25 protein-coding genes and 1 tRNA gene are annotated in these 26,310 nt (G+C 67.7%); 12 read left to right on the plus strand and 14 right to left on the minus strand.

The genetic code is table 11. From position 1 onward, the window contains the following. The first annotated feature begins 75 nt into the window (after positions 1-75). Entirely contained in the window at positions 76-1,662 is a 1,587-nt protein-coding gene (locus tag J0A91_RS22280; protein ID WP_069206732.1) for a class II 3-deoxy-7-phosphoheptulonate synthase, read from the plus strand. A gap of 62 nt (positions 1,663-1,724) precedes the next feature. Next, a tRNA-Glu gene (locus J0A91_RS22285) sits at positions 1,725-1,799 on the plus strand. 206 nt (positions 1,800-2,005) lie between these two features. Here the strand turns inward: J0A91_RS22285 and J0A91_RS22290 are convergent. Continuing rightward, entirely contained in the window at positions 2,006-2,917 is a 912-nt protein-coding gene (locus J0A91_RS22290) for an alpha/beta hydrolase (RefSeq protein WP_069206733.1), read from the minus strand. 120 nt (positions 2,918-3,037) lie between these two features. Then, positions 3,038-3,478 (minus strand): Lrp/AsnC family transcriptional regulator, encoded by a 441-nt coding sequence (locus J0A91_RS22295; RefSeq protein ID WP_069206734.1) that lies wholly within the window; start codon positions 3,476-3,478, stop codon positions 3,038-3,040. 133 nt (positions 3,479-3,611) lie between these two features. On the opposite strand from J0A91_RS22295, the gene ald reads away from it, so the two are divergent. Next, complete coding sequence (ald, locus tag J0A91_RS22300; RefSeq protein ID WP_069206735.1) at positions 3,612-4,706, plus strand: alanine dehydrogenase; 1,095 nt, start codon at positions 3,612-3,614, stop codon at positions 4,704-4,706. A 41-nt stretch (positions 4,707-4,747) separates the two neighbouring features. Here ald and J0A91_RS22305 read toward each other — a convergent pair whose 3' ends face one another. Continuing rightward, positions 4,748-5,806: a DUF1176 domain-containing protein gene (locus J0A91_RS22305; RefSeq protein WP_169833208.1), complete on the minus strand. Its 1,059-nt coding sequence runs from the start codon at positions 5,804-5,806 to the stop codon at positions 4,748-4,750. A 121-nt stretch (positions 5,807-5,927) separates the two neighbouring features. Between J0A91_RS22305 and J0A91_RS22310 the strand changes: the two genes are divergently transcribed. Further along, the gene (locus tag J0A91_RS22310) at positions 5,928-6,263 is read left to right on the plus strand and encodes a lysozyme inhibitor LprI family protein (protein ID WP_069206737.1); all 336 of its coding nucleotides are present in this window, start codon (positions 5,928-5,930) and stop codon (positions 6,261-6,263) included. Here the strand turns inward: J0A91_RS22310 and J0A91_RS22315 are convergent. From J0A91_RS22315 to J0A91_RS22365, 11 genes are all read right to left on the minus strand, one after another. Continuing rightward, positions 6,247-7,710, minus strand: a complete 1,464-nt coding sequence (locus J0A91_RS22315) for an efflux transporter outer membrane subunit (RefSeq protein WP_069206738.1) — start codon at positions 7,708-7,710, stop codon at positions 6,247-6,249. The genes J0A91_RS22310 and J0A91_RS22315 overlap by 17 nt on opposite strands. After that, on the minus strand, positions 7,710-9,302 hold the full coding sequence (locus J0A91_RS22320; protein ID WP_069206739.1) for an MDR family MFS transporter: 1,593 nt from the start codon (positions 9,300-9,302) through the stop codon (positions 7,710-7,712). The genes J0A91_RS22315 and J0A91_RS22320 overlap by 1 nt, the downstream gene beginning before the upstream one ends. Next, on the minus strand, positions 9,295-10,470 hold the full coding sequence (locus J0A91_RS22325; RefSeq protein ID WP_069206740.1) for an HlyD family secretion protein: 1,176 nt from the start codon (positions 10,468-10,470) through the stop codon (positions 9,295-9,297). The genes J0A91_RS22320 and J0A91_RS22325 overlap by 8 nt, the downstream gene beginning before the upstream one ends. Positions 10,471-10,589: 119 nt before the next feature. After that, positions 10,590-11,156, minus strand: a complete 567-nt coding sequence (locus J0A91_RS22330) for a TetR/AcrR family transcriptional regulator (protein WP_069206741.1) — start codon at positions 11,154-11,156, stop codon at positions 10,590-10,592. A gap of 89 nt (positions 11,157-11,245) precedes the next feature. Next, a complete protein-coding gene (locus J0A91_RS22335) occupies positions 11,246-11,455 on the minus strand; it encodes a hypothetical protein (RefSeq protein ID WP_069206742.1) in 210 nt (69 codons plus the stop codon). Positions 11,456-11,500: 45 nt separating this feature from the next. After that, the gene (fghA, locus tag J0A91_RS22340) at positions 11,501-12,340 is read right to left on the minus strand and encodes an S-formylglutathione hydrolase (protein WP_069206743.1); all 840 of its coding nucleotides are present in this window, start codon (positions 12,338-12,340) and stop codon (positions 11,501-11,503) included. Between the two features lie 7 nt (positions 12,341-12,347). Continuing rightward, a complete protein-coding gene (locus J0A91_RS22345; RefSeq protein ID WP_069206744.1) occupies positions 12,348-13,460 on the minus strand; it encodes an S-(hydroxymethyl)glutathione dehydrogenase/class III alcohol dehydrogenase in 1,113 nt (370 codons plus the stop codon). A gap of 48 nt (positions 13,461-13,508) precedes the next feature. After that, positions 13,509-14,198 carry a pentapeptide repeat-containing protein gene (locus tag J0A91_RS22350; protein WP_069206745.1) on the minus strand — a complete coding sequence of 230 codons (690 nt, stop codon included), beginning with the start codon at positions 14,196-14,198 and terminating at the stop codon, positions 13,509-13,511. Continuing rightward, positions 14,195-16,294, minus strand: coding sequence for a family 20 glycosylhydrolase (locus tag J0A91_RS22355; protein WP_069206746.1), 2,100 nt, complete (start codon positions 16,292-16,294; stop codon positions 14,195-14,197). Before J0A91_RS22355 ends, J0A91_RS22350 begins: the two co-directional genes overlap by 4 nt. Positions 16,295-16,351: 57 nt before the next feature. Beyond that, on the minus strand, positions 16,352-16,708 hold the full coding sequence (locus J0A91_RS22360) for a GntR family transcriptional regulator (RefSeq protein ID WP_069206747.1): 357 nt from the start codon (positions 16,706-16,708) through the stop codon (positions 16,352-16,354). Positions 16,709-16,746: 38 nt separating this feature from the next. Then, complete coding sequence (locus tag J0A91_RS22365; protein ID WP_069206748.1) at positions 16,747-17,325, minus strand: nitroreductase family protein; 579 nt, start codon at positions 17,323-17,325, stop codon at positions 16,747-16,749. Positions 17,326-17,436: 111 nt separating this feature from the next. On the opposite strand from J0A91_RS22365, the gene J0A91_RS22370 reads away from it, so the two are divergent. The 8 genes from J0A91_RS22370 (at position 17,437) to J0A91_RS22405 (ending at position 26,255) form a co-directional block, all read left to right on the plus strand. Next, positions 17,437-19,038 carry a peptide MFS transporter gene (locus J0A91_RS22370; RefSeq protein WP_069206749.1) on the plus strand — a complete coding sequence of 534 codons (1,602 nt, stop codon included), beginning with the start codon at positions 17,437-17,439 and terminating at the stop codon, positions 19,036-19,038. Between the two features lie 76 nt (positions 19,039-19,114). Then, positions 19,115-20,455, plus strand: coding sequence for a phosphoglucosamine mutase (gene glmM, locus J0A91_RS22375; RefSeq protein WP_069206750.1), 1,341 nt, complete (start codon positions 19,115-19,117; stop codon positions 20,453-20,455). Positions 20,456-20,580: 125 nt separating this feature from the next. Next, positions 20,581-20,811, plus strand: a complete 231-nt coding sequence (locus J0A91_RS22380) for a DUF1272 domain-containing protein (protein ID WP_069206751.1) — start codon at positions 20,581-20,583, stop codon at positions 20,809-20,811. Then, positions 20,808-22,031: a bifunctional hydroxymethylpyrimidine kinase/phosphomethylpyrimidine kinase gene (gene thiD, locus J0A91_RS22385; protein WP_069206752.1), complete on the plus strand. Its 1,224-nt coding sequence runs from the start codon at positions 20,808-20,810 to the stop codon at positions 22,029-22,031. The genes J0A91_RS22380 and thiD overlap by 4 nt, the downstream gene beginning before the upstream one ends. Beyond that, positions 22,031-22,666 carry a ribonuclease HII gene (locus J0A91_RS22390; RefSeq protein ID WP_069207580.1) on the plus strand — a complete coding sequence of 212 codons (636 nt, stop codon included), beginning with the start codon at positions 22,031-22,033 and terminating at the stop codon, positions 22,664-22,666. The genes thiD and J0A91_RS22390 overlap by 1 nt, the downstream gene beginning before the upstream one ends. Positions 22,667-22,807: 141 nt before the next feature. Beyond that, positions 22,808-23,944, plus strand: a complete 1,137-nt coding sequence (locus tag J0A91_RS22395) for a site-specific DNA-methyltransferase (protein WP_069206753.1) — start codon at positions 22,808-22,810, stop codon at positions 23,942-23,944. A gap of 126 nt (positions 23,945-24,070) precedes the next feature. Continuing rightward, positions 24,071-25,126 carry a dihydropteroate synthase gene (folP, locus tag J0A91_RS22400; RefSeq protein ID WP_069206754.1) on the plus strand — a complete coding sequence of 352 codons (1,056 nt, stop codon included), beginning with the start codon at positions 24,071-24,073 and terminating at the stop codon, positions 25,124-25,126. A gap of 250 nt (positions 25,127-25,376) precedes the next feature. Further along, positions 25,377-26,255, plus strand: a complete 879-nt coding sequence (locus J0A91_RS22405; protein WP_206364952.1) for a LysR family transcriptional regulator — start codon at positions 25,377-25,379, stop codon at positions 26,253-26,255. Positions 26,256-26,310: the final 55 nt, after the last annotated feature.

The raw sequence follows: 26,310 nt of genomic DNA on the forward strand, positions 1-26,310 counted from the left end.
TGCGCGAACGAATTTACCCTATCCGCGTAAACTGCCCTTGCACCCCTTACCCCATCGGGGTAATGGCCGCCTCCCATGACGACACTCGCAGGCATCAAGATCAAGCGCTTCCGTGAGGAACGCACCCTCAGCCGGGCCGCGTTCGGCGCGTGGTATGGCGCGCCCGGCAGCACCGTGCAGGGCTGGGAAGAAGACGGCAAACGCGCCGGCAGCCAGATTGTCAACCAGATCGCGGCCAACGGCATCGCCACCCACGCCGACTGGTACGTCCAAATTCGAACGGAGAACGACATGAGCACCTGGTCGCCCGATAGCTGGACTCGCGCCGAAGCGCGGCAGATGCCGACTTACCCAGACGCCGCCGCACTCGATGCGGCGACCGATACGCTCGCCAGCTTCCCGCCGCTGGTCTTCGCCGGTGAGGCGCGCAACCTCACCGCCGATCTCGGCAAGGTCGCCGAGGGCAAGGCGTTCCTGCTGCAAGGCGGCGACTGCGCCGAATCGTTCGCCGAGCACAGCGCCAACAACATCCGCGACACCTTCCGCGTCATCCTCCAGATGGCGGTGGTGCTCACCTATGCGTCGAAGCTGCCGGTGGTGAAGGTCGGGCGCATGGCGGGCCAGTTCGCCAAGCCGCGCTCGACCGACATGGAAACGCTGAACGGCGTCGACCTGCCCAGCTATCGCGGCGATATCGTCAACGACATCGCCTTCACCCCCGAAAGCCGAATCCCCGATCCGCAGCGGATGGTGCGCGCCTACAGCCAGTCGGCGGCGACGCTCAACCTGCTGCGCGCGTTCGCCGGCGGCGGCTATGCCAATCTCCACCAGGTCCACCGCTGGACTCACGACTTCATGGGCCGCAGCCCGTGGTCGCAGAAATATTCCGCCGTCGCCGACCGGATCGGCGAAGCACTCGACTTCATGGAAGCGTGCGGGATCAACCCCGAGACGGTGCCGCAGCTCGCGCAGACAACGTTCTACACCAGCCACGAGGCGCTGCTGCTGCGCTACGAACAGGCGCTGACCCGGCAGGATTCGCTGACCGGCGACTGGTACGACACCTCGGCGCACATGCTCTGGATCGGCGACCGCACGCGCTTCGAGGGATCGGCGCATGTCGAGTACCTGCGCGGCATCGGCAATCCGATCGGCATGAAGTGCGGGCCGAGCCTCGAACCGGACGCGCTGCTGCGGCTGCTCGACACGCTCAACCCCGGCCGCGTGCCCGGCCGGATGACGCTCATCACCCGCTACGGCCATGACACAATCGAGGCAGGCCTGCCCAAGCTGGTGCGCGCGGTGATGCGCGAGGGGCATCCGGTGGTGTGGAGCTGCGACCCGATGCACGGCAACGTCGTCAAGGCCGCCAACGGCTACAAGACTCGGCCGTTCGACCGCATCCTCGCCGAAGTGCGCGGCTTCTTCGCGGTCCACCGCGCCGAAGGCTCGATCGCGGGCGGCATCCACGCCGAAATGACCGGGCAGAACGTGACCGAATGCACCGGCGGCGCGGTCGACGTGACCGAACAGTCGCTCGCCGACCGCTACCACACGCACTGCGACCCGCGCCTCAACGCGGGCCAAAGCCTCGAACTGGCGTTCCTGCTCGCCGAGATGCTCAACGCCGAAATGTCCGAACGCCGCCGCGCCGCGGCGTAAGGACGACAATCCATCTTGACCGACGGAGGCGTGCGCCGTAAAGCCGCGCCTCCAACGCATACGGCCCCTTCGTCTAGCGGTTAGGACGACGCCCTCTCACGGCGTAAGCACGAGTTCGATTCTCGTAGGGGTCACCAGCGCTGGCGCAAAGCCGCCAGCTTTCCACGCATTTCGGCAGGCATAGGTGCCACTCAGGCGGTCGCCTCAGCACCGCGGCACTTGCCCCGTTTCCAAAACCGGCGCACCTCCGCGCTTGGGCATCCGCCTTTCGGCTCTCGAGCCCGGCGCGGTCCGCCGGGCTCGATATCGCGAATCGTGTCGGCTCATCGGCCGGGGCAACCGGTCAGCCGGCGGGCTTCATCCAGTCGTGCATCGTCATCCAGCGCGCGAATTCGTCGAACCAGCCGGTGCTGGTGGTCTTCTTCGGATACATGCCGAAGCCGTGGCCGCCCTGTTCGAAGAAGTGAAACTCGACCGGGCGCTTGGCCGCACGCCAGCTCTCGATCAGCCCGAAATTGCCGTTGCCGAACAGCGGATCATCGGCCGCGAGCGCGACAAACAGCGGCGGTGCGTCAGCCGGCACCGTCACCGCGGCGAGCGAGCCGTAGATATTGCCGGCGAAGGCGGGTTTCGCATCGGCCTGCCCGTTGAGGGTGGTGGCCATCGTGAGCATCGCGCCCGCCGAGAAACCGATCATGCCGATCCGGGCGGGATCGACATGCCATTCGGATGCGCGGCTGCGGATCAGCGCGAAGGCGGCACGCGCGTCGGCGAGCTGCGGGGCGAGATTGGCCATCATCGCCGCCGCGCTCGGACGCGGCGCGCTGCTGGTGGCGCGCTCCTGCAACGAGCGCTGGTAAGCGGCCATCTCGCCCGGCGTCTGGTTGAGCCGGTATTTCAGGACGAACGCGGCGACACCGCGCGCGGCGAGCGCGCGTGCGACATCCCACCCCTCGTTCTGCATCGACAGCGTGGTGAAGCCGCCGCCGGGCGCGACGATGACGGCTGTGCCGCTCGCCTTGGCGGGGTCGGGCAGGAACGGCGTGAGCGTCGCCACCGTCACGTTGCGGGCGAAGACGCTGTTATACTGGCCGTGCCACGATTCCTTGGCGGTCGCACCGGGCAGCGGCCCCGTGCCGAGATCAATCGCGCCCGGTTGGCTCGGGACGGCGAGCGGCACCATCCGGTCGGCCTGTGCGTGAGCGGGCGACGTGCCCGCCAGCGCGAGAACCAGCGCGGTCGCCGCCAATCGCATGCCGAACGGCCGCACCGCGCGAGTCAATGTTCCAGAACCGGTCCGTTTTTGCCCCATCGTCACTCTCCCTGATTTGTCAGGGTTTTGCGCTGCCCGGGAAAGTCCGTCAATCGCGTGCGATCAATCTTCGGTCGCGAGCGTGCGGATCGTGAACTGCGACACGAGCCGATGCACCCCGGGCAGCGCCGACAGGATTTCGCGATGCACGCGTTCGTAACTGTCGTCCTCGCGCACGAGAACCTTGAGGAGATAGTCCGACGCGCCGCTCATGAGATAGGCTTCCGCGACCTGATCGGTCTCGTCGAGCGCGCTTTCGAACGCCATCATCGTGGCCTGGCGCTGGTCGGTCAGCGTGACGTTGACGAAGACGGTCGACGGATTGCCCCGCGCAGCGAGCGACAGCTTCGCCCGATAGCCAAGGATCGCCCCCGCCTCTTCCAGCGCCTTGACCCGCCGGTGCGCCGCCGAGCCTGACAGGCCGATCTTCGCGCCGAGCTGTTCGCTGGTGAGGCCCGAGTCCCGGCGAAGTTGCGCGAGGATTTTGCTATCGGTTAGGTTCATGCTGGATGAACTCGCACGATATTCCTATCGAACGCAATATGATCCTGATTTTCGCCGCCATGCGGGGAATCATTGCGAACCAATCTTGGTTGAAACGGAGTAGGATGGGGCTTCAGACAAGGAGCCTCTCCCCATGCGTGTCGGTGTCCCCAAAGAGATCAAAAATCACGAATATCGCGTCGGCCTGACACCCGCATCGGTGGCCGAACTCGTCGCCGCCGGGCATGCGGTGGTGGTCGAGACCAACGCCGGTTCGGGCATCGATGTCTCGGATGCGGACTATGCGGCTGCCGGCGCCACGATCCTGCCCGACGCGGATTCGGTGTTCGAACAGGCCGAGATGATCGTCAAGGTGAAGGAGCCGCAGCCGGTCGAGATCGCGCGGCTGAGGCCGCACCATCTGCTCTTCACCTATCTCCACCTCGCCGCCGACAAGCCGCAGGCCGAGGGGCTGATGCGCTCGGGCGCGACGTGCATCGCCTATGAGACGGTCACGTCGGACAAGGGCAGCCTGCCGCTGCTCAAGCCGATGTCGGAAGTCGCCGGCCGGATGTCGGTTCAGGTCGGCGCGCATTATCTCGAAAAGGAACAGGGCGGCCGCGGCGTGCTGCTCGGCGGCGTCCCCGGCGTGGAACCCGCCAAGGTCGCGATCCTCGGCGGCGGCATCGCCGGCGTGAACGCGGCGCAGATGGCGATCGGTATGCGCGCCGATGTCACCATCTACGACATCAACAACGATCGCCTCGCCGAACTGGACATGTTCTTTTCCAGCCAGATCAAGACGGCTTACGCCTCCAGGGCGGCGATCGCGGCGGCGGTGAAGGAAGCGCATCTCGTCATCGGCGCGGTGCTGATCCCCGGCGCGGCCGCGCCCAAGCTCGTCACCCGCGAGATGATCGGCACGATGATGCGCGGTTCGGTGCTCGTCGATATCGCGATCGACCAGGGCGGCTGCTTCGAGACCAGCCATGCCACCACGCATGACGATCCCGTTTTCGACGTGGACGGTGTGATCCATTATTGCGTCGCCAACATGCCAGGCGCCGTGGCGCGGACCTCGGCGTTCGCGCTCAACAACGCGACCCTGCCCTTCGCGCTCAAGCTGGCCAGTCTGGGTGCCGAAGCGGCCATGGCGGCGGACCCGCATCTCGCCAACGGGCTCAACGTCTCGGGCGGCAAGATCCGTCACAAGGCGGTCGCGGAAGCGCTCGACCTGCCGCTCGACTGAGCGCGCGAGCAGCCGGACCTGCTACGGCGAGTCCGGCTGACTCACCGCGTTGAGCGAAACAGCACCGGCCAGTCGCCCGCTTCGATGCCGCCGCAGGATTTCTGAAGCGCCATATCGGCCAGCCGAAAGACCGCGCCATCCCAGATCCAGTTTGCCGACATGCCACAATCGGCCATCGCGCGGCCTTTCGCGGTGTCGCTCAGCATACCGGTTTTCGGATCGAACGTGCTGTCGGTGAAATAGCGCCAGCCGGCGTGATCGCTGGCGTTGCCGAGATAGGGCGTCGGCGCGATCAGCCGCTGCGACACCCCGCCCGCGCGGGGCGCGACGAACGCCAGCGACGATCCCTGATACGCCCCCATGATGCAGGGGATCAGCACCAGCGCCTGCCGGGTATCGAGCGGATACGCCACGGGCTCTATGCTGACATCCGCCTCGCAGTCTTCCTTGGCGAAGACGGCTTTCTGGCCGGCGCGAACGGCGGCGATCAACCGCGCATCTTCGCCCGGCGCCAGTCTGGCCGTGATCGGGCGATAGGGGATTTTGGGAGGTGCCGGCGGCGGCGGAACCTTCGCGGCTGGTAGCGGGCCGGGCCGCAGCAGCGCCGTCACGCCGCCCACGCGCCCCTGCCGGGAATCGAGCCGCAGCATCGCCGCCGCGAACCCGTCTAGCGGGATGTCGTCCTCGGCGGTCAGTCGCAGCGTCGATGAGTCGCGCAGCCGCAGCACGAAGGCGCGGATGGCGGCGAGGTCGTCGCTCGCCAGCGCTGTCTCGTCGTCGTCGGTCGTCATCTCCCACACGGGCGCCGCGAGACCTGCGGGCTTGCCGTCGATCGTGATGCCAGCGCGCACGAATTTATGGTCGGCGCGGATCGATAGCACCGGTTTCGCCGCTGGACCGGCATCGCGCTCGATCCGGATTTCCGTGCCGCGGCTCGAATCGGCGAAGCCCTTCGCCACGCAGGCGAGCGTGTTGTCGCACGCGACGAACCACGATCCGTAGCTGTCATAGGATTGCACCGGGCCGGAGCGCGAAGCCTCCGCAGGGCGCGCTTGAGCGGACCAGAGCAGCGCGGCGACGGCGGCGGCCATCCGGGGCATAAGGCGGAATTTCGATCGCATACCGCCGTTATGGCATCCTCTGCCGTCAGCGCCAGCATATGCCGACCGGGCGAACCGTTCCGGCCGACACGCGTTGAAGCCACCCAATCGGGAGAAGACCATGCTGCTATCGATCCTCGCGCTGGCCGTCGCCGCGCCCAACGCCTGTCTCGACCAGACGTCCACCGTCGCGATGGTCGATTGCCTCACGCGCCGGGCGAGGCAGGCCGACGCGCGGCTCAACGCCGCCTATAAGGCGGCACGGGCGCGCGTGCCGACGCGACAGGCGGCGGCACTACAGGCCGCGCAGCGCGCGTGGATCGCCTACCGCACCGCCAATTGCCGCGCGTATGCGCTCGGCGAGGGCACGATCACGCAGGTCGAGGCGGCGCAATGCGCTCTCGACACGACCAGCCGCCGCGCCGACGAGCTCGAGGCGTTCAGCCGCCGGAACTGACCGGCGCGCGCGTCGCGGGATCGCTCCAGCCGAGGCCAAGGCTCTTCTGCACGCCGATATAGGCGTTGGTGAGCTGCGCCTTCGCCTGCGCGACCGCGATCGCCGCCGAAAGCCGCTGGCGCTCGATATCGAGCTGGTCGATCAGCGTGCTGGTGCCCGCCTGATAGCGCTGCGCGTTGAGCCGCGACGATTGCTCGGCGGTCGCCTCGGCACCGCGCAACTGGCCGAGCTGCTGGCGGACGTTGCCGAACAGCGACAGGTTCTTCTCGGCATCCTGAAGCGCCTCAAGCACCGTTTCGCGATATTGCGCTTCGGCCTGGTCGCGCTGCGCCTCGGCGGTGTGAATCGCGGCGCGGGTGCGGCCGAAATCGAGGAACGACCAGCTCAGCATCGGCGCGACCAGCGCGGTCAGCTTGCCCGGATCGAACACGTCGCCGGGGCTGGTGCCGCCAAGCCCGAGGATGCCCATGAAGTTGATCTTCGGGTACAGCTTGGCGGTCTGCACGCCGATATTGGCATTGCCGGCGGCGAGCGCGCGTTCGGCCGAGCGGATGTCGGGGCGGTGCGCGATCAGCGTGGCGGGATCACCGACCGGCACCTGCGCGGGCGGCAGCGGCACCGGCGCCAGCGCGTCGAGTTGCGGATCGAGCGCGCCCGGCGTGCGCCCGGTCAGCGCCGCGAGCTGATCCTTATACTGGTCGATCTGCGCGGCGAGCGGCACGTTCTGCGCGTCGGTGTTCTGGACCTGGTTCTGCAGGCGCTGCACGTCGAGCTGCGACGCGGTGCCCGCCTGCAAACGCTGCCGGGTGAGATCGAGCGCCTGCCGCTGGAGCTTGCTCGATTCGGCGTTGAGCCGCTGCCGCTCCTGAACGTCGCGCAGGTTGACATAGGCCTGCGCGACCTGCGCCGACAGGCTGACCTGCGCATCGGCGAGATCGGCGAAGCGCTGCGCCACGCCGGCGCGCGCCTGCTCGATGCCGCGCCGCCCGCCGCCGAACAGATCGATCTCCCACGAGGCCGTTCCGCCGAGATTGTAGAAATTGAGCGACGAAACATCGCCGCTGCTGCTGCCGTCGCTCGAACTGCCGCCGAGATTGGTGCCGGGCAGGCCGGCATGCAGATAGGTGGCGCTGGCGCTGACGCTCGGCAGCTCGTTGGCGCGTCGCGAGGTGAGCTGCGCCTGCGCTTCACGAATACGCGCCTGAGCGAGATCGATATTGGGGCTGTGCGCCAGCGCATCGTCGACGAGGCCGTTGAGCGTCGCGTCGCCGAGCGCCTCCCACCAGCGCGCGAGGCCTGGCGCCGGGACGAGCGTCGTGTCCTTCGCGCGCACGAAGCCGCCGCGCGCCACCGCGTCGGATGCGGCCTTGGGCGGGCCGGCATAGTTCGGGCCGACGGTGCAGGCGCCGAGCAGCACCAGCGCGACGAGAGGAGTATGTTTCAGCATCAATGCACCGTCGCGGGTTCGGAATGCTTCGGCAGCGGCCGAAGGAAAAAGACGAGCGGCAGCACGATCAGCGCGCCGACCCCCATCACGAAGAAGATGTCGTTATAGGTCATCACCAGAGCCTCGACCTGAATTTGCCGGCCGACCAGACGATACGCCGCCGCCTGACTGCCGACGCTCCGCGCGGTCGCCGCCATGTAATCCTGCACCGCCACCGAATTGGCGTGGAGCGATTCCTCCATGCGCCGCGAATGGAACCACACTCGCTGATCCTGGATGATCGAAATGCCGGCGAGCGCGAGGCTGCCGCCGAGGTTGCGCGCCGCGTTGTACAGGCCCGATGCGTCACCGGCATCGGCCGGCGGAACCGACTGCACGGCCGCTTGGCTCAAAAACAGCATCGTCAGGATCTGGCCGACGCCGCGCATCAATTGCGAGGCGGTGAAGTCGCCACCGGAGGATTGCACGTTCAGGGTCGAATCGATCAGTGCGGACGTTCCCATGATGATCAGCCCCGCCCCCACCGCGATGCGGATATCGATGCGCTTGAGCAGGATCGGCACGATCGCCATCAGCAACAGGCTGGGGATGCCCGACAGCAGCACCACCTTGCCCGATTGCAGCGAATTGTAATCGGCGATCGAGGCGAGGAACTGCGGGATGACATAGGACGTGCCGTACAGCACGATGCCGAGCACGATCCCCATCAACGCGACCGAACCGAACTGGCGATCGAGCAGCAGGCTGAGCTTGATGACCGGCCGTTTGGCGAACACCTGCCCAGCGAACAGGCAGGCGAATCCGACCACCGAGATCGCCGTCACGGTGCGGATCAGGCTCGAATCGAACCACAATTCGCGCTGCCCCTCTTCGAGCACGACGGTCAGCCCGCCCAGTCCCAACGCGAGGCCCGCGATGCCAAGCCAGTCCGCATTGGCGAACTCGCCGAGCTTGGCCTTCTGGTGCGGCAGGCCGACGAACAGCAGCACCGCGAGCACCATACAGATCGGCAAGTTGATGAAGAAGGCGTAATGCCAGCTCACATTTTCGGTCAGCCAGCCGCCGAGCAGTGGGCCGATCACCGGCCCCATGATCGCGACCACGCCGAACATCGCGATGCCGACAGGTTGCTGCGCCCGCGGCAGCCGCTGCGCGATGATGGTCTGCGCGGTCGGGATCAGCGCGCCGCCGGTGAAGCCCTGCCCGACCCGGCCGATGATCATCTGCGTCAGGTTGGTCGACGTGCCGCAGATCAGCGAGAAGCCGGTGAACAGCACCGTCGCGATCAACAGGAACGTGCGCAGCCCAAGCATCCGCGTCAGCCATGCCGACAGCGGGATGATGACGATCTCCGCGACCAGATAGGCGGTCGCGACCCAGGTGCCCTCGGTCCCGCTCGCGCCGATCTCGCCCTGGATGGTGGGGAGCGCCGAGTTGACGATCGAGATGTCGAGCGTCGCCATCAGCGCGCCGAGCGTCCCCGCCGCCACCGCCAGCCACGCGCTCGCATCGGCGCGGCGGCCCTCGGCATCGGCCGGGGGCCGCGCCTTGGCTGGCCGCTGGGCCTTGGGGGCGGCGGCTGAACTAGCCACGCGACTGCGCCTTTTCGCGCTGCTTTTCCTGATCGCGGATATGGTCGAGCTCGCCCTTCGCCGCGATCGTGTTGACCGTCACCGTCACCGACAGGCCGGGCACGAGCAGCCGCCGCGCCGCAGGTGTCGCCTCGATCGCGATGCGGACGGGCACGCGCTGGACGATCTTGGTGAAGTTGCCGGTCGCATTCTGCGGCGGCAGCAGCGAGAATTGCCCGCCGGTGCCCGGCGACACGCTCTCGACATGGCCATGCAGTTCGGTGCCGCCGAGCGCGTCGACCTCGATCGTCGCGGGCTGGCCGGCGCGCATCAGCGCGAGCTGGGTTTCCTTGAAATTGGCGGTCACATAGATTTTGTCGAGCGGCACCAGCGACATCAGCCGCGTGCCGGCCTGCGCGAACTGGCCGAGCGTCACGCTCTTGTCGCCGACCCGGCCGTTGATCGCGGCGCGCAGGATCGTCGCGCCGACATCGACGTTCGCGGCGGAAAGCTGCGCGCGCGCGCCTTGCGCCTGCGCTTCGCCCTGCCGGACCTGCGCGCGGATGCTGGTGATGCGGCGCTCCTGCGCGACCAGAGCCGCCGCCTGCGCGCGCACGTCGGCGGCGGATTGCGTCGCGACATTACGCAACTGGGCGAGTTGCTGGCGCGTCTCGGCACCGCTCGCCGCGAGCGGGGTGTAGCGCGCGACCTCGGCGGCATCGTGCGCGGCCTTGGCGCGCGCGGCGGCGAGCTGGGCACGCGCCTGATCGATCGCGGCATATTGCTCGGCGATGCCGGCGCGCGCGTTCGCGGTGGTGGCGGCGGCCTGCGCGATCTGCGCCTGCGCCTGCTCGGCCTTGGCGCGATAGTCGCGCGGATCGATGCGGACGAGCGGATCGCCCGCCTTCACGTCCTGGTTGTCGATCACCAGCACCTGCTCGACATAGCCGCTCACCTTGGGCGCGACGACGACCGCATCGGCGGCGATCGTCGCGTCGTCGGTCGATTGCAGATATTTGCCGACCGTCTGGTGATGGATGAACCAGAGGACGCCGAGCACCACCAGCACGACCACGACCGCCAGCAGCACCAGCTTGGTGACGGGGCTGAGCTTGGCTTTCTTCGCGGCTTCGGGCTGGTCCTGCGCCGGCGCGTCGTCGCGCACGGACTGATCGGGGGCGTCGCTCATCGCGCCGTCACCGCCGGAGCCTTGCGTGATGGCGGCATCTGAACCGCCCGCCCGTCTGCGTATCGCGTCATCATGAAACCCTGCATGTTTGACCAGTCAGTCGTTTAAAGTCGAAAAAATCAGCCGATCATCCGCCACAAAGCGTCGAAGCTCGTCTTGCGGTGGGCGTCGGCATTTTCCGGGTCCTGAAGAATGAAATCGACCGTCGCCTCGGCGATCGCGCTCATGAAAGCGGCGAACAGGCCATATGGCGCGGCGTGCATCGGGCCGTTTTCTCGTGCGCGCTCGATCAGCGAGGTAATCTCGCCGAAACCGCAGCGCACCGTCTCCCGGCTCGACATGACAACCTCCTCGGCGACGTTGAGATGCTTGAGGGCGCGACGCTTTTCGGGGTTCGCACTCGACCAGCGCAGCAAGCCCTCCCAGACATGCGCAAGCTGTTCGCGCGGGCCTTCCCCGACCGGCAGGCCGTCCACCGCGACGGTGCCGAGTTCGCTCTTTAGCTCGATGTAGAGTTGGTTGAGCAAGTCCGCCTTGGTCTCGAAATAGGTGAACAGCGATCCGTTGGAGACGCCCGCCGCCTTGGCGATCAGCGCGGTCGGCGCGCCGAGACCCTGCGCGGCGATGATCTGCGTCGCCGCTGCCATGATCGCGTTGCGCCGGTCCTCGCTTCTTGGTCTCGCCATGACCGACGCCTCTATAAAAGAGTGTTCAGTCGGTCAATAGCGATTGCTGCAGTGCGGTAGACGCGAGGTCCGGCGCGCCGACCGTCCCATCAGGCGTCCGGCGTACCCGGCGCCTTCTTGACCAGTCCGCCGGCCCATTCGATTTCGCCCGCATCGGGTGCGATCACCTTGGTGCCCTCCTCGGCCTGCTCGGGGTTGCCGCCCGCATCGGCGCCTTGCGCGTCCTCGTCGGTGCCCTGCACCCCGCCGACATCGCGCTCGATCTCGTCTTCGCGGCCGGTGGCTGTATCCTCGATCATGTCGTCCTCCTCAGACCGCGCACAACGCGCCAGTCCCGAAGGGGTTCAGCCGAGACGCTCAGCGTGCCAGCGCAGATGGTCGGCGAGGAAGGTCGAGATGCAATAATAGCTGTGATCGTAGCCGGGCTGGATCCGCAGCGTCAGCGCGATGCCGGCGGCGTGGCACGCCGCTTCGAGCAACTGGGGGCGCAACTGATCGGCCAAAAACGAATCGGCATCGCCCTGATCGACCAGCAGTTCGCCGACGCGCGCACCGTCCTCGATCAGCGCGACCGCATCGTGCGCGCGCCACGCCGCCGGGTCGTCGCCGAGATAGCCGGCCAGCGCCTTCTGCCCCCACGGCACCTGCGAGGGCGCGACGATCGGCGCGAACGCGGAGACGCTGCGGAAACGATCGGGATTGCGCAGGCCGATCGTCAGCGCGCCGTGCCCGCCCATCGAATGGCCGGTGATTCCCTGCCGGGTCATGTCGGCGGGAAATGCGGCGGCGATCAGCGCCGGCAGTTCCTGTTCGATGTACGAGCGCATGCGGAAATGCGCCGACCACGGTGCTTCGGTGGCATCGACATAGAAGCCGGCGCCCTGTCCGAAATCATAGTCCGGCACATCCGCCACCCCCTCGCCACGCGGCGAGGTGTCGGGCGCGACGAAGATCAGCCCGAGTTCGGCGCACGCCTGCCGATACTCACCCTTCTCGGTGACGTTGGCGTGGGTGCAGGTCAGCCCCGACAGGAACCACATCACCGGCAGGGTCGTGCCCGGCGCATGATCGGGCACGAACACCGAGAAGGTCATCGGAGTGGCCGTCGCCGAGGATTGGTGCCGATAGACACCCTGCACGCCACCGTGTGCGCGGTTGGTCGAGAGCGTTTCGATGCCGATCATGCGCGGATCAATACACCACGACCGAACGGATGCTCTCGCCCGAGTGCATCAGCTCGAAACCCTTGTTGATCTCGTCGAGGCTCAGCAGGTGGGTTATCATCGGGTCGATCTCGATCTTGCCGTTCATGTACCAGTCGACGATCTTGGGTACATCGGTGCGCCCCTTCGCCCCGCCGAACGCGGTGCCGCGCCAGTTGCGGCCGGTGACGAGCTGGAACGGGCGGGTGCTGATCTCCTTGCCCGCTTCGGCCACGCCGATGACGATGCTGGTGCCCCAGCCGCGATGGCACGCCTCGAGCGCGGTGCGCATCACCTCGGTGTTGCCGGTGCAATCGAACGTATAATCCGCGCCGCCATCGGTCAGCGCGAGGATTTCGGCGATCGTCTCGTCACGCGATTTGCCGCGCGCGTCGATGAAGTCGGTCATGCCGAAGCGGCGGCCCCATTCCTCGCGATCGGGGTTGATGTCGACGCCGATGATCTTGTTCGCGCCCGCCAGCCGCGCGCCCTGCAACACGTTGAGGCCGATCCCGCCCAGCCCGAACACGACGATATTGTCGCCGACCTGCACCTTGGCGGTGTTGACCACCGCGCCGACCCCGGTCGTCACGCCGCAGCCGACATAGCAGGCGCTGTTGAACGGCGCGTCCTCGCGGATCTTCGCCACCGCGATCTCGGGAAGCACGGTGAAGTTCGAGAAGGTCGAGCAGCCCATGTAATGGAAGATCGGCTGCCCCTTGTACGAGAAGCGCGTGGTGCCATCGGGCATCAGCCCCTTGCCTTGCGTGGCGCGGATCGCGGTGCACAGGTTGGTCTTGCCGCTGAGGCACGACTTACACTGGCGGCATTCGGGGGTGTAGAGCGGGATGACATGGTCGCCCGGCGTCACGCTGGTGACGCCCGCGCCCACTTCACGCACGATGCCCGCACCCTCATGCCCGAGCACGCTCGGGAACAGTCCCTCGCTGTCGAGCCCGTCAAGCGTATAGGCATCGGTATGGCAGATGCCCGTCGCCATGATCTCGACCAGCACTTCTCCGGCCTTCGGGCCTTCGAGATCGAGCTCGACGATTTCCAGCGGCTTCTTGGCTTCGAACGCTACGGCGGCGCGGGTTTTCATAAGGTGTCTCCTGCTTGCGCGCCTCTTATCGCCCTCTTCCCGACTGCGCTACCGCACGTTGAGGCCCAGTTCGCCCAGCAATTGCCCGGCTTGGTCGCGCGAGATGGTGGCGCCCCGGAACAGCGCGGCATCGACCAGCCGCAAGCCGCCGAGATCGGCACCGCGCAAATCCGCGCCGGTGAAGCGCGAACCGGCCATGTTGGCGTCGCGCAGGCTGCACGCCTCGAACACGGCATGGCGGAAGTCGCATTTACGTAAGTCCGCACGGCTGAGATCGAGCCGGGTGAGCGTCTGCTTGAGGAACGAGAAGCCTGCCAGCCGCGCGTCGATCAGCAATGTCTCCTCGAAGCGCAGATCGAGCGCGCGCGCATCGGTGAAGTCGGCGCCGGTCAGCTTGCAGCTCGTGAACGACGCCGACGACAATGTCGCGCCGCGTAGCAGCGCGTTGTTGAAATCGCTCGCCGCGAACACCGCGTCGCCGAGGTCCGCGCCGGTGAAGCTCGCGAACGCGCCGCGACACGATCGCCACTGCGTTCGCTCCAGCCGGGCACCGGAGAGGTCGGCACGCCGCAGGTCGCACGCTTCGAAGCTCCAGCCCGACAGATCGAGCCGGCCAAGCTCCGCCTCGGCGAGATCGCAGTCGATCAGCCGCACCGGCGCCGCGCCGGCCAGCGCCGCGATGTCGGCGCGCGTGAGCGTCTCGCCCGCAATGCTGTGGCCGGAGACAGGGTTGGTCACTGCAACGCTACGCTCTCGACCGCGATCATCGGCGGCCGCACCTTGGCGCGCGAATCGATATCGGCGCCGGTCAGTACGAAATACAGGTCATGTCTGCCGCCTCCGCCCGGCAGCGCCGCCGACAGCGCATGGCGGTCCGCGTCCGCCGGCCAGCCGCCGAGCGGGAGCGAGGCGAGGAGCGGCCCGTCGACCCGATCGAGATGCACGTCGATCTCGCCGGCGGCGGTGCGCGGCTTGGCGAGGCGAGCGATCGGCGCGGCATTGCCGAGCCGCATGTTGAACGCCAGCTTCACCGCCGCGACATCGAGCCGCCGTGCCGCGTCGAGATCGGCGGCGCGGTACAGCCAGCACGGATGCTGCGGCGATACGCGGACCAGCGCGGTGCCGCCGCCCGCGCGCGGCGGCGCTTCGAGGATGAACGCGGTCGCGCCGGGTGTGCAGAAATCGAGATCGATGCTCGCGCGGCGCGGCCCCGGCGCGGGCGGCGCTGCGACTTCCGTGCCGGCGTCGAGACCGATCAGCCGGTAGCGCGCACGCTGCACCGCCATGCGGCTCTGAAAGCCGTCCCAGTCGCGTGCGGGCGGGCTCCAGCCGACCTCGGCGATGGCGGCGGCGCGCGGCCACACCATCTGCGTCACCCAATCCTCGCGACGCGCGCGCTCGGTCCACATCTGGCCTTGTAGCCCGAGCACATGGCGCCGCGCCTCGGGCGACAGGCCGGCGGGCACCGGATCATGCTCGTAGAGCATCCTGGCGGTGACGATGTCGCTCCAGCCGGGTGGCTCGTCGGCGGTGTTCTTCTGGCGGTTGTCGAGGTAATAGAGCGGCGCCTGCGCGATGACGACATCGTGCCCGGAGGCGATCGCCTTGGCCGCGCCGTCCCCGTCGTGCCACGACATGATCGCCGCCTGCGAGTCGAGCCCCGCGCCGGTCGCCCCCTCCTGAATCTCGTCCCAGCCGATCAGCCGGCGGCCATGCGCCTCCAGGAAGCGCCCGAGCCGCGCGATGAACCAGCGTTCGAGCGCCGGCGCGTCCTTGAGGCCGAGCGCCGTCATCCGCGCCTGCGTCTCGGCGGAGGTCTGCCACTGCGTCGGATCGACCTCGTCGCCGCCGAGATGGACGAACCTGCCGGGGAACAGCGCCATCACTTCGGTCAGGATGTTCTCGACCGTGGCGATCGTCGCCTCGTCGGTGTTGAGCACTTCGGGCAGCAGCCCCCAGTCCGATGCGACCGGCTCGGGCGCGAAGCCGCGCACGCCGAGCCGGGGGTATGCCGCGATCAGCGCGGTGCTGTGCCCCGGCAGGTCGATCTCGGGAACGATCGTGATGTGCCGCGCGGCGGCATAGGCGACCACCGCGCGGATCTGGTCCTGCGTGTAGAAGCCGCCGTAGCGCGTGACCGGCGTACCGTCCGGCGCGATCGTATCGGGCGCCACCGCCGTGCGCCACGCGCCGACCGAGGTCAGGCGCGGATAGCGTTTGATCTCGATCCGCCAGCCCTGATCGTCAGTCAGATGCCAGTGAAACCGGTTGAGCTTGTGAACCGCCATCCAGTCGAGGAATCGCTCGACATAGGCGACCGGTTGCATGTGCCGCGCCGAATCGAGCATCAGCCCGCGCCACGCGAAGCGCGGCTGATCGGCGATCGTCACGTCCGCGAGATGGGTGGTCCCGCCGGGCTGCTGGGTGAGCAACTGCCACAAGGTAACGCCGCCATAATACAGCCCCGCCGCCGCCGAGGCGCGGATCGTGACGCCGGTGTCGGCGACGGTGAGCGAATAGCCTTCCGTGCCGCCCGGCGCGGCGGGATCGCTGGCGAAGGCGATGTCGCCGGCGCTTGGCTCGGCGGATTCGACGACGCTCGGGCGCAGGCGTGTCGTGCTCGCGAGCCGGTCGCGCAAGGCGGTGGCGGCGGCGCGGGCGGCGTCATCGTGCGGCGCGACACGCAGGCGCGGCGATGTCGGAACGTCGAATCCCCTGCCCGGCTGCGCGATGATCGAGGCGGGCAGCGGCACCAGCGCGGGCGGCGCGGCGGCGGCGGCGGTCGCGCCGAATGCGGCGAGGCCGCCCAGAATGATCGTGCCGGATGTGCGCATCACGTCGCTTCAAGCGCATTCTTCGCCGAAAAGGAACACGATTGCGCCGGGCCGAACTCAGGCGTCGCTGCGCTCCAGCAGATCGGCGGGATCGAGACCGAGCAACCCGATATGGTCGCGGATGCGCGGCCAGCTTTCGGTCAGGAACAAAGCCCGCTCGGCATCGCGCAGCTTCTCCGCCGCGCCCGCCAGCACGAACATGCCGACGCCGCGCCGCACCTCGACATAACCGTCGTCCTGAAAGGTCTGATACGCCTTCGCCACCGTGAGCGGGTTGGCGCCGTGCTGCGCGGCGAGCGCGCGCACCGAGGGAAGCTGGTCGCCCGCGCGATAATCGCCACGCAGGATCGCCGCCGCGATCGTACCGCGCAGCCGGATGTATACGGGGCTGTCGTCGTTGCTGAGCGCTGTCATGCCACCTTAATACAGCAGCAGGGCGTCGCGTCCAGTCCTTACCCCTGCCAGGTGGAAACGACCTCGCCCAAATTCGGCCGGGGCCGCTCGTCGAGCATGCGCTCGGGCGTGCCGAGGAAGATGAAGCCGGCGATCCGCTCGGGCGCGGCGCCGAATGCGTCGCGCACCGCATCCGAATAGGCCGGCCAGCCGGTCAGCCAGCCACCGACGAAGCCCGAAGCATGCGCGGCGACGAGCAGGTTCATGCACGCCGCCCCGGCCGAAAGCTCCTGCTCCCACGTCGGGATCTTGCTGGTCGGATGCGGCGCCGAGAGCACGACGACGAGCGCCGGCGCCTGATGCGCGAACTGGACGAGCGAATCGATCTCGACTCGTGTCGCCTGCGGCCGCTCGGCGCGGTACGCATCGGTGATGACCTCGGCGAGCCGGTCGCGTTTGTCGTCGGGCACGACTACGAAGCGCCACGGCGCGAGCTTGCCGTGATCGGGGGTGCGCGCGGCGATGGTGAGGATCGTCTCCATCTGCTCGGGCGAAGGGCCGGGGGCGATCATGTCGCGCGGCTTGCCCGAGCGGCGGGTGGAAAGCAGCGCGAGCGGCGAACTGGTGTCGTTGAACATGCCCGCGATGTAGCGTGGCGGCGGGGATATTTACAGTCGCCGGAATGCCGCTAGTTTCGCGCGCTTGCATGCCGGGCGTTCCGGCAGGGTTTTCAGGAAGTTGTTGCGTACATGGCCATCGCCGAATCCGCCCCGGGCGTGCCCGCTGACGCGAAAACGCTGTTCGGCCACCCCCGCGCGCTGTTCATGCTGTTCTTCGCCGAGATGTGGGAGCGATTCTCCTATTACGGCATGCGCGCGATCCTGGTGTTCTACCTCACCAAGCATTTCCTGTTCGCGAAAGACCCGTCCTACGCGGTGTACGGCGCCTACACCTCGCTGGTATACGTCACCCCGGTGATCGGCGGCTATCTGGCGGACCGGTATCTCGGCGCGCGCAAGGCGGTGCTGGCCGGCGGTATCCTCATCGCGATCGGCCATCTGATGATCGCGCTGTTCGAGGGGCCGGTCGGCGAGCAGGGCATCTATCTCAACGGCTTCTATCTCGCGCTGGCGACGATCGTGATCGGCACCGGCTTCCTCAAGGCCAATATCTCGGTGCTGGTCGGCCAGCTCTACGCGCGCAACGATATCCGCCGCGACCCGGCGTTTTCGATCTTCTACATGGGCATCAACGCCGGCGCGTGGATCGGCCCGATCATCATCGGCATCCTCGGTGAGACGGTGGGCTGGTCGTGGGGCTTCGGCGCCGCCGGCATCGGCATGGTGCTCGGGCAGATCGTGTTCGTGGTGTTCCAGCGCGAGCTTCACGGCGTCGGCCGACCGGTATCGCCGGAGCTGCTGCGCAAGCCGGTGGTGGCCGGGCTGTCACGCGAATGGATCATCTATATCGCGGCCTTCCTCTCGATCGGCGTCGCCTGGTGGCTGATCCGTTCGGAAGGCGCGGTCGGCCTGCTGCTCGGCGGGTTCTCGGCGCTGACGGTGGCGCTGATCGTCTATCTGGCGGTGTGGACGCTCCCGCGCGTCGAGCGCGACCGCATCTTCGCGGCGATGTTTCTCGTCGCGCTCAGCCCATTGTTCTGGGCGCTGTTCGAACAGGCCGGCTCGTCGCTCAACGTCTTCACCGACGAGCGGGTCGATCGCGTGATGCTCGGCTGGACCGTGCCGGCATCGGTGTTCCAGTCGGTCAATTCGGCCTTCATCATCACGCTGGCGCCGCTGTTCGCGGGCCTGTGGACATGGCTCGCCAAACGGCGGCTGGAGCCCAGCGTACCGCTGAAATTCGGCATCGGGCTGATGCTGGTCGGCGTCGGCTTCATCGTGCTGGTCGCCGGCGCCACCGCGAGCGGGAACGGGCTGACCCCGGCGCTGTTCATCATCCTGCTCTACATGTTCCACTCGATGGCCGAGCTGTGCTTCTCGCCGATCGGCCTGTCGTCGATGACGCGGCTGTCGGTGGCGAGCATGACCGGGCTGATGATGGGCACGTGGTTCCTGGCGACGGCTGCCGGCAATTTCATCGCCTCGGTGATCGCGCAGGCGACCGGCGGCGACAATGCCGGGCCGGATCAGGTGCTCCACGTCTACACCAGCATCTCGTGGTTCTCGATCGGCGTGGGCGTGCTGGTGGTGCTGGTCAGCCCGTGGGTGAAGCGGCTGATGCACCTCGATCTGCTCGACGCGCCGGTCGATCACGCGATGCTCGGCGAAGCCGGGCTTGCCGAACCGGCGGCGGCGGGGCTGGATACGCGCGGCGAGACCCGCACGCGCTGAACCCTTCCAACCCCGCCCCTCGCGCTTCGCGCGCGGCGGCGTTACTGAGCTGACACAACCGATCCAGAGGGCTGGCATGGCACGCAAATATTTCGGAACCGACGGCATTCGCGGGCTGACCAACAAGGCGCCGATGACGGCGGCGATGGCGATGCAGGTCGGCATGGCGGCGGGCGCGCATTTCCGGCGCGGCGAGCATCGCCACCGCGTCGTGATCGGCAAGGACACGCGCCTTTCCGGCTATATGCTCGAAAACGCGATGGTGGCGGGCTTCACCTCGGTCGGCATGGACGTGGTGTTGGTCGGGCCGATGCCGACGCCGGCGGTGGCGCTGCTGACGCATGCGATGCGCGCCGATCTCGGCGTGATGATCTCGGCCAGCCACAATCCGTACCAGGATAACGGCATCAAGCTGTTCGGCCCCGACGGCTACAAGCTGTCCGACGCGGACGAACTCGCGATCGAGGCGCTGATCGACGGCGAGGTCGCGCTCGCCCCCGCCGAGGAAATCGGCCGCGCCCGCCGGGTCGAGGATGCGCGCGGGCGCTATATCCACGCCGCCAAATCGACCTTCCCCGACGGCCTGACGCTCGACGGTCTCAAGATCGTGGTCGATTGCGCCAACGGCGCCGCCTATCAGGTCGCGCCCTCGGCGTTGTGGGAACTCGGTGCCGAGGTGATCGCGATCGGCGTCACCCCCAACGGCAAGAACATCAACGACGGTGTCGGCTCGACCGCGCCGCAGGTGCTGTGCGAAACGGTGGTGGCGAGCGGCGCGCACATCGGCATCGCGCTCGACGGCGATGCCGACCGGCTGATCGTGGTCGATGAGCAGGGCAAGGTGATCGACGGCGATCAGCTCATGGCGACGATCGCGAGCGGCTGGGCGCGCGCCGGTCGGCTCAAGCAGGGCGGGCTGGTCGCCACCGTGATGTCCAACCTCGGGCTGGAGCGGCACCTCGCCACGCAGGGCATCAAGCTGGTGCGCACCTCGGTCGGCGACCGCTACGTGCTCGAAGCGATGCGCGCGCAAGGCTATAATGTCGGCGGCGAGCAGTCGGGGCACATCATCCTGTCGGATTACGCGACCACCGGCGACGGGCTGGTCGCGGCGTTGCAGATCCTCGCCGAACTGGTCCGTTCGGGCATGCCGGCGAGCGAACTGCTTCACCGCTTCGACCCGCTGCCGCAACTGCTCAAGAACGTCCGCTTCGCCGGCGGCAAGCCTTTGGAGGCCGAAGCGGTGAAAGCCGTGATCGCCGAAGCCGAGGCCGAACTGGCCGGCAAAGGCCGCCTCGTCATCCGCCCCTCGGGCACCGAGCCGGTGATCCGCGTGATGGCAGAAGGCGACGATCCGGGTCAGGTCGAGCGCGTGGTCGATCGCATCTGCGACGCGGTAAGGGCGGCGGCGGCGTAATCGCAACATATTCCCCTCCCGCTCGCGGGAGGGGCTAGGGGAGGGCCTGCCCGCGAACGCGACACCCTTTGGACACGCCCTCCCCCGACCCCTCCCGCAAGCGGGAGGGGAGAAAAGGACACGAAATGCTCGAAATGCGCCCCGATTGCGAACGCTGCGGCACCGATCTCCCCGCCAACGCCCCCGGCGCGTTCATCTGCTCGTTCGAATGCACCTTCTGCGCCGAATGCGCCGAGGATCTCGACGATCGCTGCCCCAATTGCGGCGGCGAGCTGATGGACCGCCCGGCGCGCACCGGCAAGGCGCTCGCCGGCAATCCCGCCTCGACAATACGCTATTTCAAGGGCCATGCGTGACGACCCCGCGCATCCTCATCATCGCCGGTTCGGATTCGGGCGGCGGCGCCGGCATCCAGGCCGACATCAAGACGGTGACGATGCTCGGCGGCCACGCCATGACCGCGATCACCGCGATCACCGCGCAGAACACGATGGGCGTACAGGCGGTGATGCCGGTCCCCACCGACATAGTGGTCGCGCAGATCGAATCCTGCGTGTCCGACATCGGCGTCGACGCGATCAAGATTGGCATGATCGGCTCGGCCGAAACCGCGCATGCGGTGGCGGATGTGATCGAAGCGCTCGGCGTGCCGATCGTGTTCGATCCCGTCATGGTCGCGACCAGCGGATCGGTGCTGGCGGATGCCGACACGATCGCCGCGTTCGACCGGCTGATGCGGCTCGCGACGTTGGTCACGCCCAACCTGCCCGAACTGGCCGCGCTCTCTCTCTCCGTTCGCCCTGAGCGTGTCGAAGGGCGTGTCGCAGGCGCGGCGCTCGATGCACGTGCTTCGACACGCTCAGCACGAACGGCGGGGGAGGCGGAAGCGCTGGCCGCCCGCATATGCACCCCGATCCTCGCCAAAGGCGGCCACGCCGACGGCGACACGCTGACCGACCGGCTCGTCGGCCCCGACGGCGAGATCGCGCGCTGGAACAGCCCACGCATCGCCACCCGCCACACCCACGGCACCGGCTGCACGCTCGCCTCGGCGATCGCGACCGAACTCGCGCGCGGCGCACCTTTGCCGCATGCGATCGCGCGCGCGCGCAGCTTCGTCCGTCTTGCGATGCTCGGTGCGCCCGGATTCGGTGGCGGGCACGGGCCGATGGGGCATCACACCGTCCGGCTCGACGGCCCCCGCCCCGCGCCCACGCCCAACCAGATCACGCTGCCGCTCACCAATTTCGCCGCGAGCGCCGCTTTTTACGAAGCGCTGGGCCTCACCCGTATCGTCGATGCCGCGCCGCGTTATGCCCGCTTCGAGAGCGAGGGCGGCGTCACCCTCTCGATCGAGGCGACGGACGAGACGCCGCACGGCGCAATGCTCTATCTCGAATGCGACGATCTCGACGCCACCGTCACCGCGTTGCGCGCGACCGGCGCATCGGTCGACGATCCGGTCGAGCAGCGCTGGGGCTGGCGCGAGGCGCGCACGCGCGATCCCGCCGGCAACGCGCTCTGTCTCTACCAGGCTGGCGAGGCGCGGCGCTTTCCGGCATGGCGGATCGCCTGATGCCCAGCCTCAAACACGAAAAACTCTGCCTCGCCCCCGTCGCCGGTGTCGACGAGGCCGGGCGCGGTCCGCTCGCCGGTCCGGTGGTCGCCGCCGCGGTGATCCTGCCCGCCAAAGGGGTGCCGCGCGGCATCGACGATTCGAAGAAGCTCCCCGCCGCCGAACGCGCGCGACTGCACGACCGGCTGCGCGGGTGCGCGCAGATCGGCATCGGCATCGTCGAGGCGGGGGAGATCGACACGCTCAACATCTATTGGGCGACGATGAAGGCGATGACGCTCGCGGTGGAAGCGCTTGGCTGCGTGCCCGGCCATATCCTCGTCGATGGCAACCGCCTGCCGAAGTGGGGCCATGCCGCCACGCCGATCGTCAAAGGCGACGCGATCAGCCTGTCGATCGCCGCCGCCTCGATCATCGCCAAGCACACCCGCGACACGATCATGCTCGCGCATCACGAGGCGCATCCGCATTACGGCTGGATCACCAACAAGGGCTATGGCGCACCCGAACACCTGCGCGCTTTGCGCGAACACGGCCCCTCCCCGCTCCATCGCCGCAGCTTCGCGCCGGTCGCCGCTTTTTTTCGGGAGGCCGAGTCTTCGCTGCCACACGCTATCGCTGGGGCCTGTGGATAAGTCGGGACTCAACATCTGGAAACCTTCCCGAAATGTTCCGCTGCGTTAACGATTTAGCAACGGGAATCGTTAACCAATGTTCGCTTGACGCGAGTCTCGCGATCCGCAGGAAGGTGCGGACTTGGAAGCGGGGGTACATGCATGGGGCTGATGGAGAAGGTTAAGGCGCGCAAGGCGGCGCCAGTGGCATTGGTGCCGGTCGAGCTACCGCTCGATCAGATCATCCAGCGCGATTGCATCGCCGCGATGCGGGCTTTGCCCGCGGATTCGATCGACATGATCTTCGCCGATCCGCCCTACAACCTCCAACTCGGCGGCGATCTGTCGCGCCCGGACGGCAGCCATGTCGATGCCGTCACCGACGAATGGGACAAGTTCGACAGCCTCTTGGCCTATGACACCTTCACCCGCGCATGGCTCGCCGAGGCGCGCCGCATCCTCAAGCCCAACGGCTCGATCTGGGTGATCGGCAGCTATCACAACATCTTCAAGGTCGGTTCGGCGATCCAGGATCTCGGCTATTGGATCCTCAACGACATCGTCTGGCGCAAGTCGAACCCGATGCCCAATTTCAAGGGCACGCGCTTCACCAACGCGCACGAGACGCTGATCTGGGCGTCGATGGGCGAGAAGGCGCGCTACACCTTCAACTATCGCAGCATGAAGACGCTCAACGATGAGTTGCAGATGCGCAGCGACTGGGAATTCCCCGTCTGCGGCGGTCAGGAACGGCTCAAGAAGGATGGCGTCAAGGTCCACCCGACGCAGAAGCCCGAAGCGCTGATCTACCGCATCCTGCTCGCCTGCACCAAGCCCGGCGACGTGGTGCTCGATCCGTTCTTCGGCACCGGCACCACCGGCGCGGTGGCGAAGCGGCTCGGCCGCCACTGGATCGGGATCGAGCGCGAGGACGATTATGTCGCCGCCGCGCGCGAGCGGATCGACGCGGCGCTGCCACTCGACGAGAGCGCGCTGACGACGATGCAATCGCCCAAAGCCGCGCCGAAAGTGGCGTTCGGCGTGCTGGTCGAAAACGGCTATCTCACCCCCGGCGTGGTGCTGAGCGACGCCAAGCGCAAACACCGCGCTTTGGTCCGCGCCGACGGCAGCGTGCAGAGCGCATGCGGCACGCACAACGGCTCGATCCACAAGGTCGGCTCGCTCGTACAGAACGCGCCGGCGTGCAATGGCTGGACCTTCTGGCACATCGAAACCGAGACCGGCCTGGCCCCGATCGACACGCTGCGGCAGACGTATCTGCTGGCGACGCAGCCGTGATGGCGGGTTGAGGCGACCCACCACATCCGTTCGTCCCGAGCGCAGTCGAGGGACAAGCCCGACGGTTGCGCAGGGTGTCTCGACTTCGCTCGACACGAACGGGTTGTGGAGATTACGAGCCGAGCGATGACCACCCTCCACCTCCGCCCAACCCAGTTCGTCGACACCCCCGCCTCGCACCCCGATGGCGGCGTCGCGCGGCTGGCGGGCGGGATGCTGTGGTTCGCGGCGTATGAGGTGATCGAAGGCAGCACCAAGCGCACCGTCCCCGTCGCCGAGATCGCCACGCTCGGCGAGCGTGCCGCCGCGATCCACGCGCGCATCGTCGCGCCGCGCGCGCCGCTCACGCTGGGCGCGCGCACGCTGCGCTTCGATCAGCCGGTGGTCGCCGGCATCCTCAACGTTACCCCCGACAGTTTCTCCGACGGCGGCAAACTCCAGGACGATCCCGAAGCGGCCGCCGCCGCCGGTGTCGCGATGGCGGCAGCGGGCGCGGGGCTGATCGATCTTGGCGGTGAATCGACTCGCCCCGGCGCGCCTTTGGTATGGGAAGGCGACGAGGCCAAGCGCGTCGCCCCGGTCGCCGAGCGGCTGCTGCGCGCGGGCACGCTCGTTTCGATCGACACCCGCAAGAGCGCGGTGATGGAGGCCGCGCTCGCGCTCGGCCCGGTGATCGTCAACGACGTGTCGGCGCTGCTGTGGGACGATCGCGCCGCCGGCATCGTCGCCGCTGCCGGCGCGCCGGTGATCCTGATGCACTCGCCCGACCCCAAACGCGGCCCGCACGGCGGCGACGGATACCGCGACGTGCTGACCGAGGTGTACGACTGGCTCGAAGCCCGCATCGACGCGGTGGTCGCCGCCGGTGTCGATCGCGCGAAGATCCTGGTCGATCCCGGCATCGGCTTCGGCAAGACGCTCGCCGACAATCTCGCGCTGCTCAATGGCCTCGCGCTGTTCCACGGCCTCGGCTGCCCGATCATGCTCGGCGCGAGCCGCAAGCGGCTGATCGGCGCGCTCTCGAACGAAGCCCCGGTCGGGGAACGCCTCGGCGGCTCGGTCGCGCTCGCGCTGAAAGGTGCCGACGCCGGCGTGCAAGTGCTGCGCGTGCATGACGTGGCGGAGACGGTGCAAGCGCTGCGGGTATGGCGCGGGCTGAGGGATCGCGCGCTGGTGGGGTAAGGCCAAACCGGGCGTGTTACCGACGAAAGAGGCCATGCTCACGCGACCTGCCGTGCGGCGCGCCGCCACGCTCTCGCGTTTCGGCCATTGTTCATGTCGGCGACAATGGCGGCGTGGGGGCGGACCTCGCCCCCAGTTGGCCGATCTGCCCGGAAGCGAGGGAGTTTAGACAACCTGTCGATTGCTTTCCCGGCTGGCCTCATCCTTCTATGGCCGTCTGATGGATGTAGCTGGCTTCGACCTTAACTTATTGAAGGCATTCGATGCGCTCTATGCGGAGCGCCACGTCACCCGTGCTGGCCAGCGTATCGGTCTGAGCCAGTCGGCGATGAGCGGTGCGCTCACGCGACTGCGCGAGGTGTTCAGTGACGAATTGTTCGTCCGGTCGCCGACAGGGATGCAACCGACACCGCGCGCCGATGATCTGGCCGGCCCGATCTCGTCTTCGCTCCGTCTCATGCGATCCGTCCTGCAAGACGATCGATTCGATCCGGCGGCTGCCGATCAGATCGTCTCGATCGCGATGACCGACTACGCCGCGTTCGTGTTGCTGCCCCCATTGCTGGCCCGGCTTGCGGTTGAAGCTCCTCGCCTCGATCTCCGGGTCCGCGGCATCTTTGGCAAAGATGAAGTCGTCGACCTCCTCGACAGTGGCGAGGTAAGCCTTGCCCTCAGCGTTCCGGTCGACACCTCGGCACGCATCCTCACACGCGCGCTGCTTCGGGAAGGTTTCGCCTGCATCGCGCGGCCCGGGCATCCCGCCTTTGCAGAACATGCCGACATCGAGGCGTTCGCGGAGGCTCCGCATCTTCTGGTATCGCCCGAGGGGGATCGCGCGGGGCTGGTGGACCGCAAGCTTGCGGCGCTTGGGCTCGCACGCCGAGTCGTACTGAGCTTGCCGCAATTTCTGGTCGCACCGTTCGTCGTTGCCGATACCGATCTGATCGCGACGCTCGCCTCGCGCGTCGCCGGGCGGTTCGCTGCGGCCAATTTGGGCATAGTCGTGCATGAACCGCCAATCCCCCTGTCCGACTGGCCGCTGGCGATGATGTGGCACCGCCGGGTGGATGACCATCCCGCCACGGCGTGGCTGCGCGACTGCATTGCCGGGATCGCCGCGTCCGCCTGACGCCATCGGCCGAGCCGATGACACCGTATCATTTCTGGCGATTTCACGCGGGACC

Origin of the sequence: Sphingomonas panacis (assembly GCF_001717955.1) — a bacterium.
GTDB classification, from domain to species: domain Bacteria; phylum Pseudomonadota; class Alphaproteobacteria; order Sphingomonadales; family Sphingomonadaceae; genus Sphingomonas; species Sphingomonas panacis.

What these genes read in the sequence shown, in the direction of transcription:
- J0A91_RS22280 (WP_069206732.1), top strand. Translation starts at nt 76, where the DNA reads ATGACGACACTCGCAGGCATCAAGATCAAGCGCTTCCGTGAGGAACGC.
- J0A91_RS22290 (WP_069206733.1), bottom strand. Translation starts at nt 2,917, where the DNA reads ATGCGATTGGCGGCGACCGCGCTGGTTCTCGCGCTGGCGGGCACGTCG.
- J0A91_RS22295 (WP_069206734.1), bottom strand. Translation starts at nt 3,478, where the DNA reads ATGAACCTAACCGATAGCAAAATCCTCGCGCAACTTCGCCGGGACTCG.
- ald (WP_069206735.1), top strand. Translation starts at nt 3,612, where the DNA reads ATGCGTGTCGGTGTCCCCAAAGAGATCAAAAATCACGAATATCGCGTC.
- J0A91_RS22305 (WP_169833208.1), bottom strand. Translation starts at nt 5,806, where the DNA reads ATGCCCCGGATGGCCGCCGCCGTCGCCGCGCTGCTCTGGTCCGCTCAA.
- J0A91_RS22310 (WP_069206737.1), top strand. Translation starts at nt 5,928, where the DNA reads ATGCTGCTATCGATCCTCGCGCTGGCCGTCGCCGCGCCCAACGCCTGT.
- J0A91_RS22315 (WP_069206738.1), bottom strand. Translation starts at nt 7,710, where the DNA reads ATGCTGAAACATACTCCTCTCGTCGCGCTGGTGCTGCTCGGCGCCTGC.
- J0A91_RS22325 (WP_069206740.1), bottom strand. Translation starts at nt 10,470, where the DNA reads ATGAGCGACGCCCCCGATCAGTCCGTGCGCGACGACGCGCCGGCGCAG.
- J0A91_RS22330 (WP_069206741.1), bottom strand. Translation starts at nt 11,156, where the DNA reads ATGGCGAGACCAAGAAGCGAGGACCGGCGCAACGCGATCATGGCAGCG.
- J0A91_RS22335 (WP_069206742.1), bottom strand. Translation starts at nt 11,455, where the DNA reads ATGATCGAGGATACAGCCACCGGCCGCGAAGACGAGATCGAGCGCGAT.
- fghA (WP_069206743.1), bottom strand. Translation starts at nt 12,340, where the DNA reads ATGATCGGCATCGAAACGCTCTCGACCAACCGCGCACACGGTGGCGTG.
- J0A91_RS22345 (WP_069206744.1), bottom strand. Translation starts at nt 13,460, where the DNA reads ATGAAAACCCGCGCCGCCGTAGCGTTCGAAGCCAAGAAGCCGCTGGAA.
- J0A91_RS22355 (WP_069206746.1), bottom strand. Translation starts at nt 16,294, where the DNA reads ATGCGCACATCCGGCACGATCATTCTGGGCGGCCTCGCCGCATTCGGC.
- J0A91_RS22360 (WP_069206747.1), bottom strand. Translation starts at nt 16,708, where the DNA reads ATGACAGCGCTCAGCAACGACGACAGCCCCGTATACATCCGGCTGCGC.
- J0A91_RS22365 (WP_069206748.1), bottom strand. Translation starts at nt 17,325, where the DNA reads ATGTTCAACGACACCAGTTCGCCGCTCGCGCTGCTTTCCACCCGCCGC.
- J0A91_RS22370 (WP_069206749.1), top strand. Translation starts at nt 17,437, where the DNA reads ATGGCCATCGCCGAATCCGCCCCGGGCGTGCCCGCTGACGCGAAAACG.
- glmM (WP_069206750.1), top strand. Translation starts at nt 19,115, where the DNA reads ATGGCACGCAAATATTTCGGAACCGACGGCATTCGCGGGCTGACCAAC.
- J0A91_RS22380 (WP_069206751.1), top strand. Translation starts at nt 20,581, where the DNA reads ATGCTCGAAATGCGCCCCGATTGCGAACGCTGCGGCACCGATCTCCCC.
- J0A91_RS22390 (WP_069207580.1), top strand. Translation starts at nt 22,031, where the DNA reads ATGCCCAGCCTCAAACACGAAAAACTCTGCCTCGCCCCCGTCGCCGGT.
- J0A91_RS22395 (WP_069206753.1), top strand. Translation starts at nt 22,808, where the DNA reads ATGGGGCTGATGGAGAAGGTTAAGGCGCGCAAGGCGGCGCCAGTGGCA.
- folP (WP_069206754.1), top strand. Translation starts at nt 24,071, where the DNA reads ATGACCACCCTCCACCTCCGCCCAACCCAGTTCGTCGACACCCCCGCC.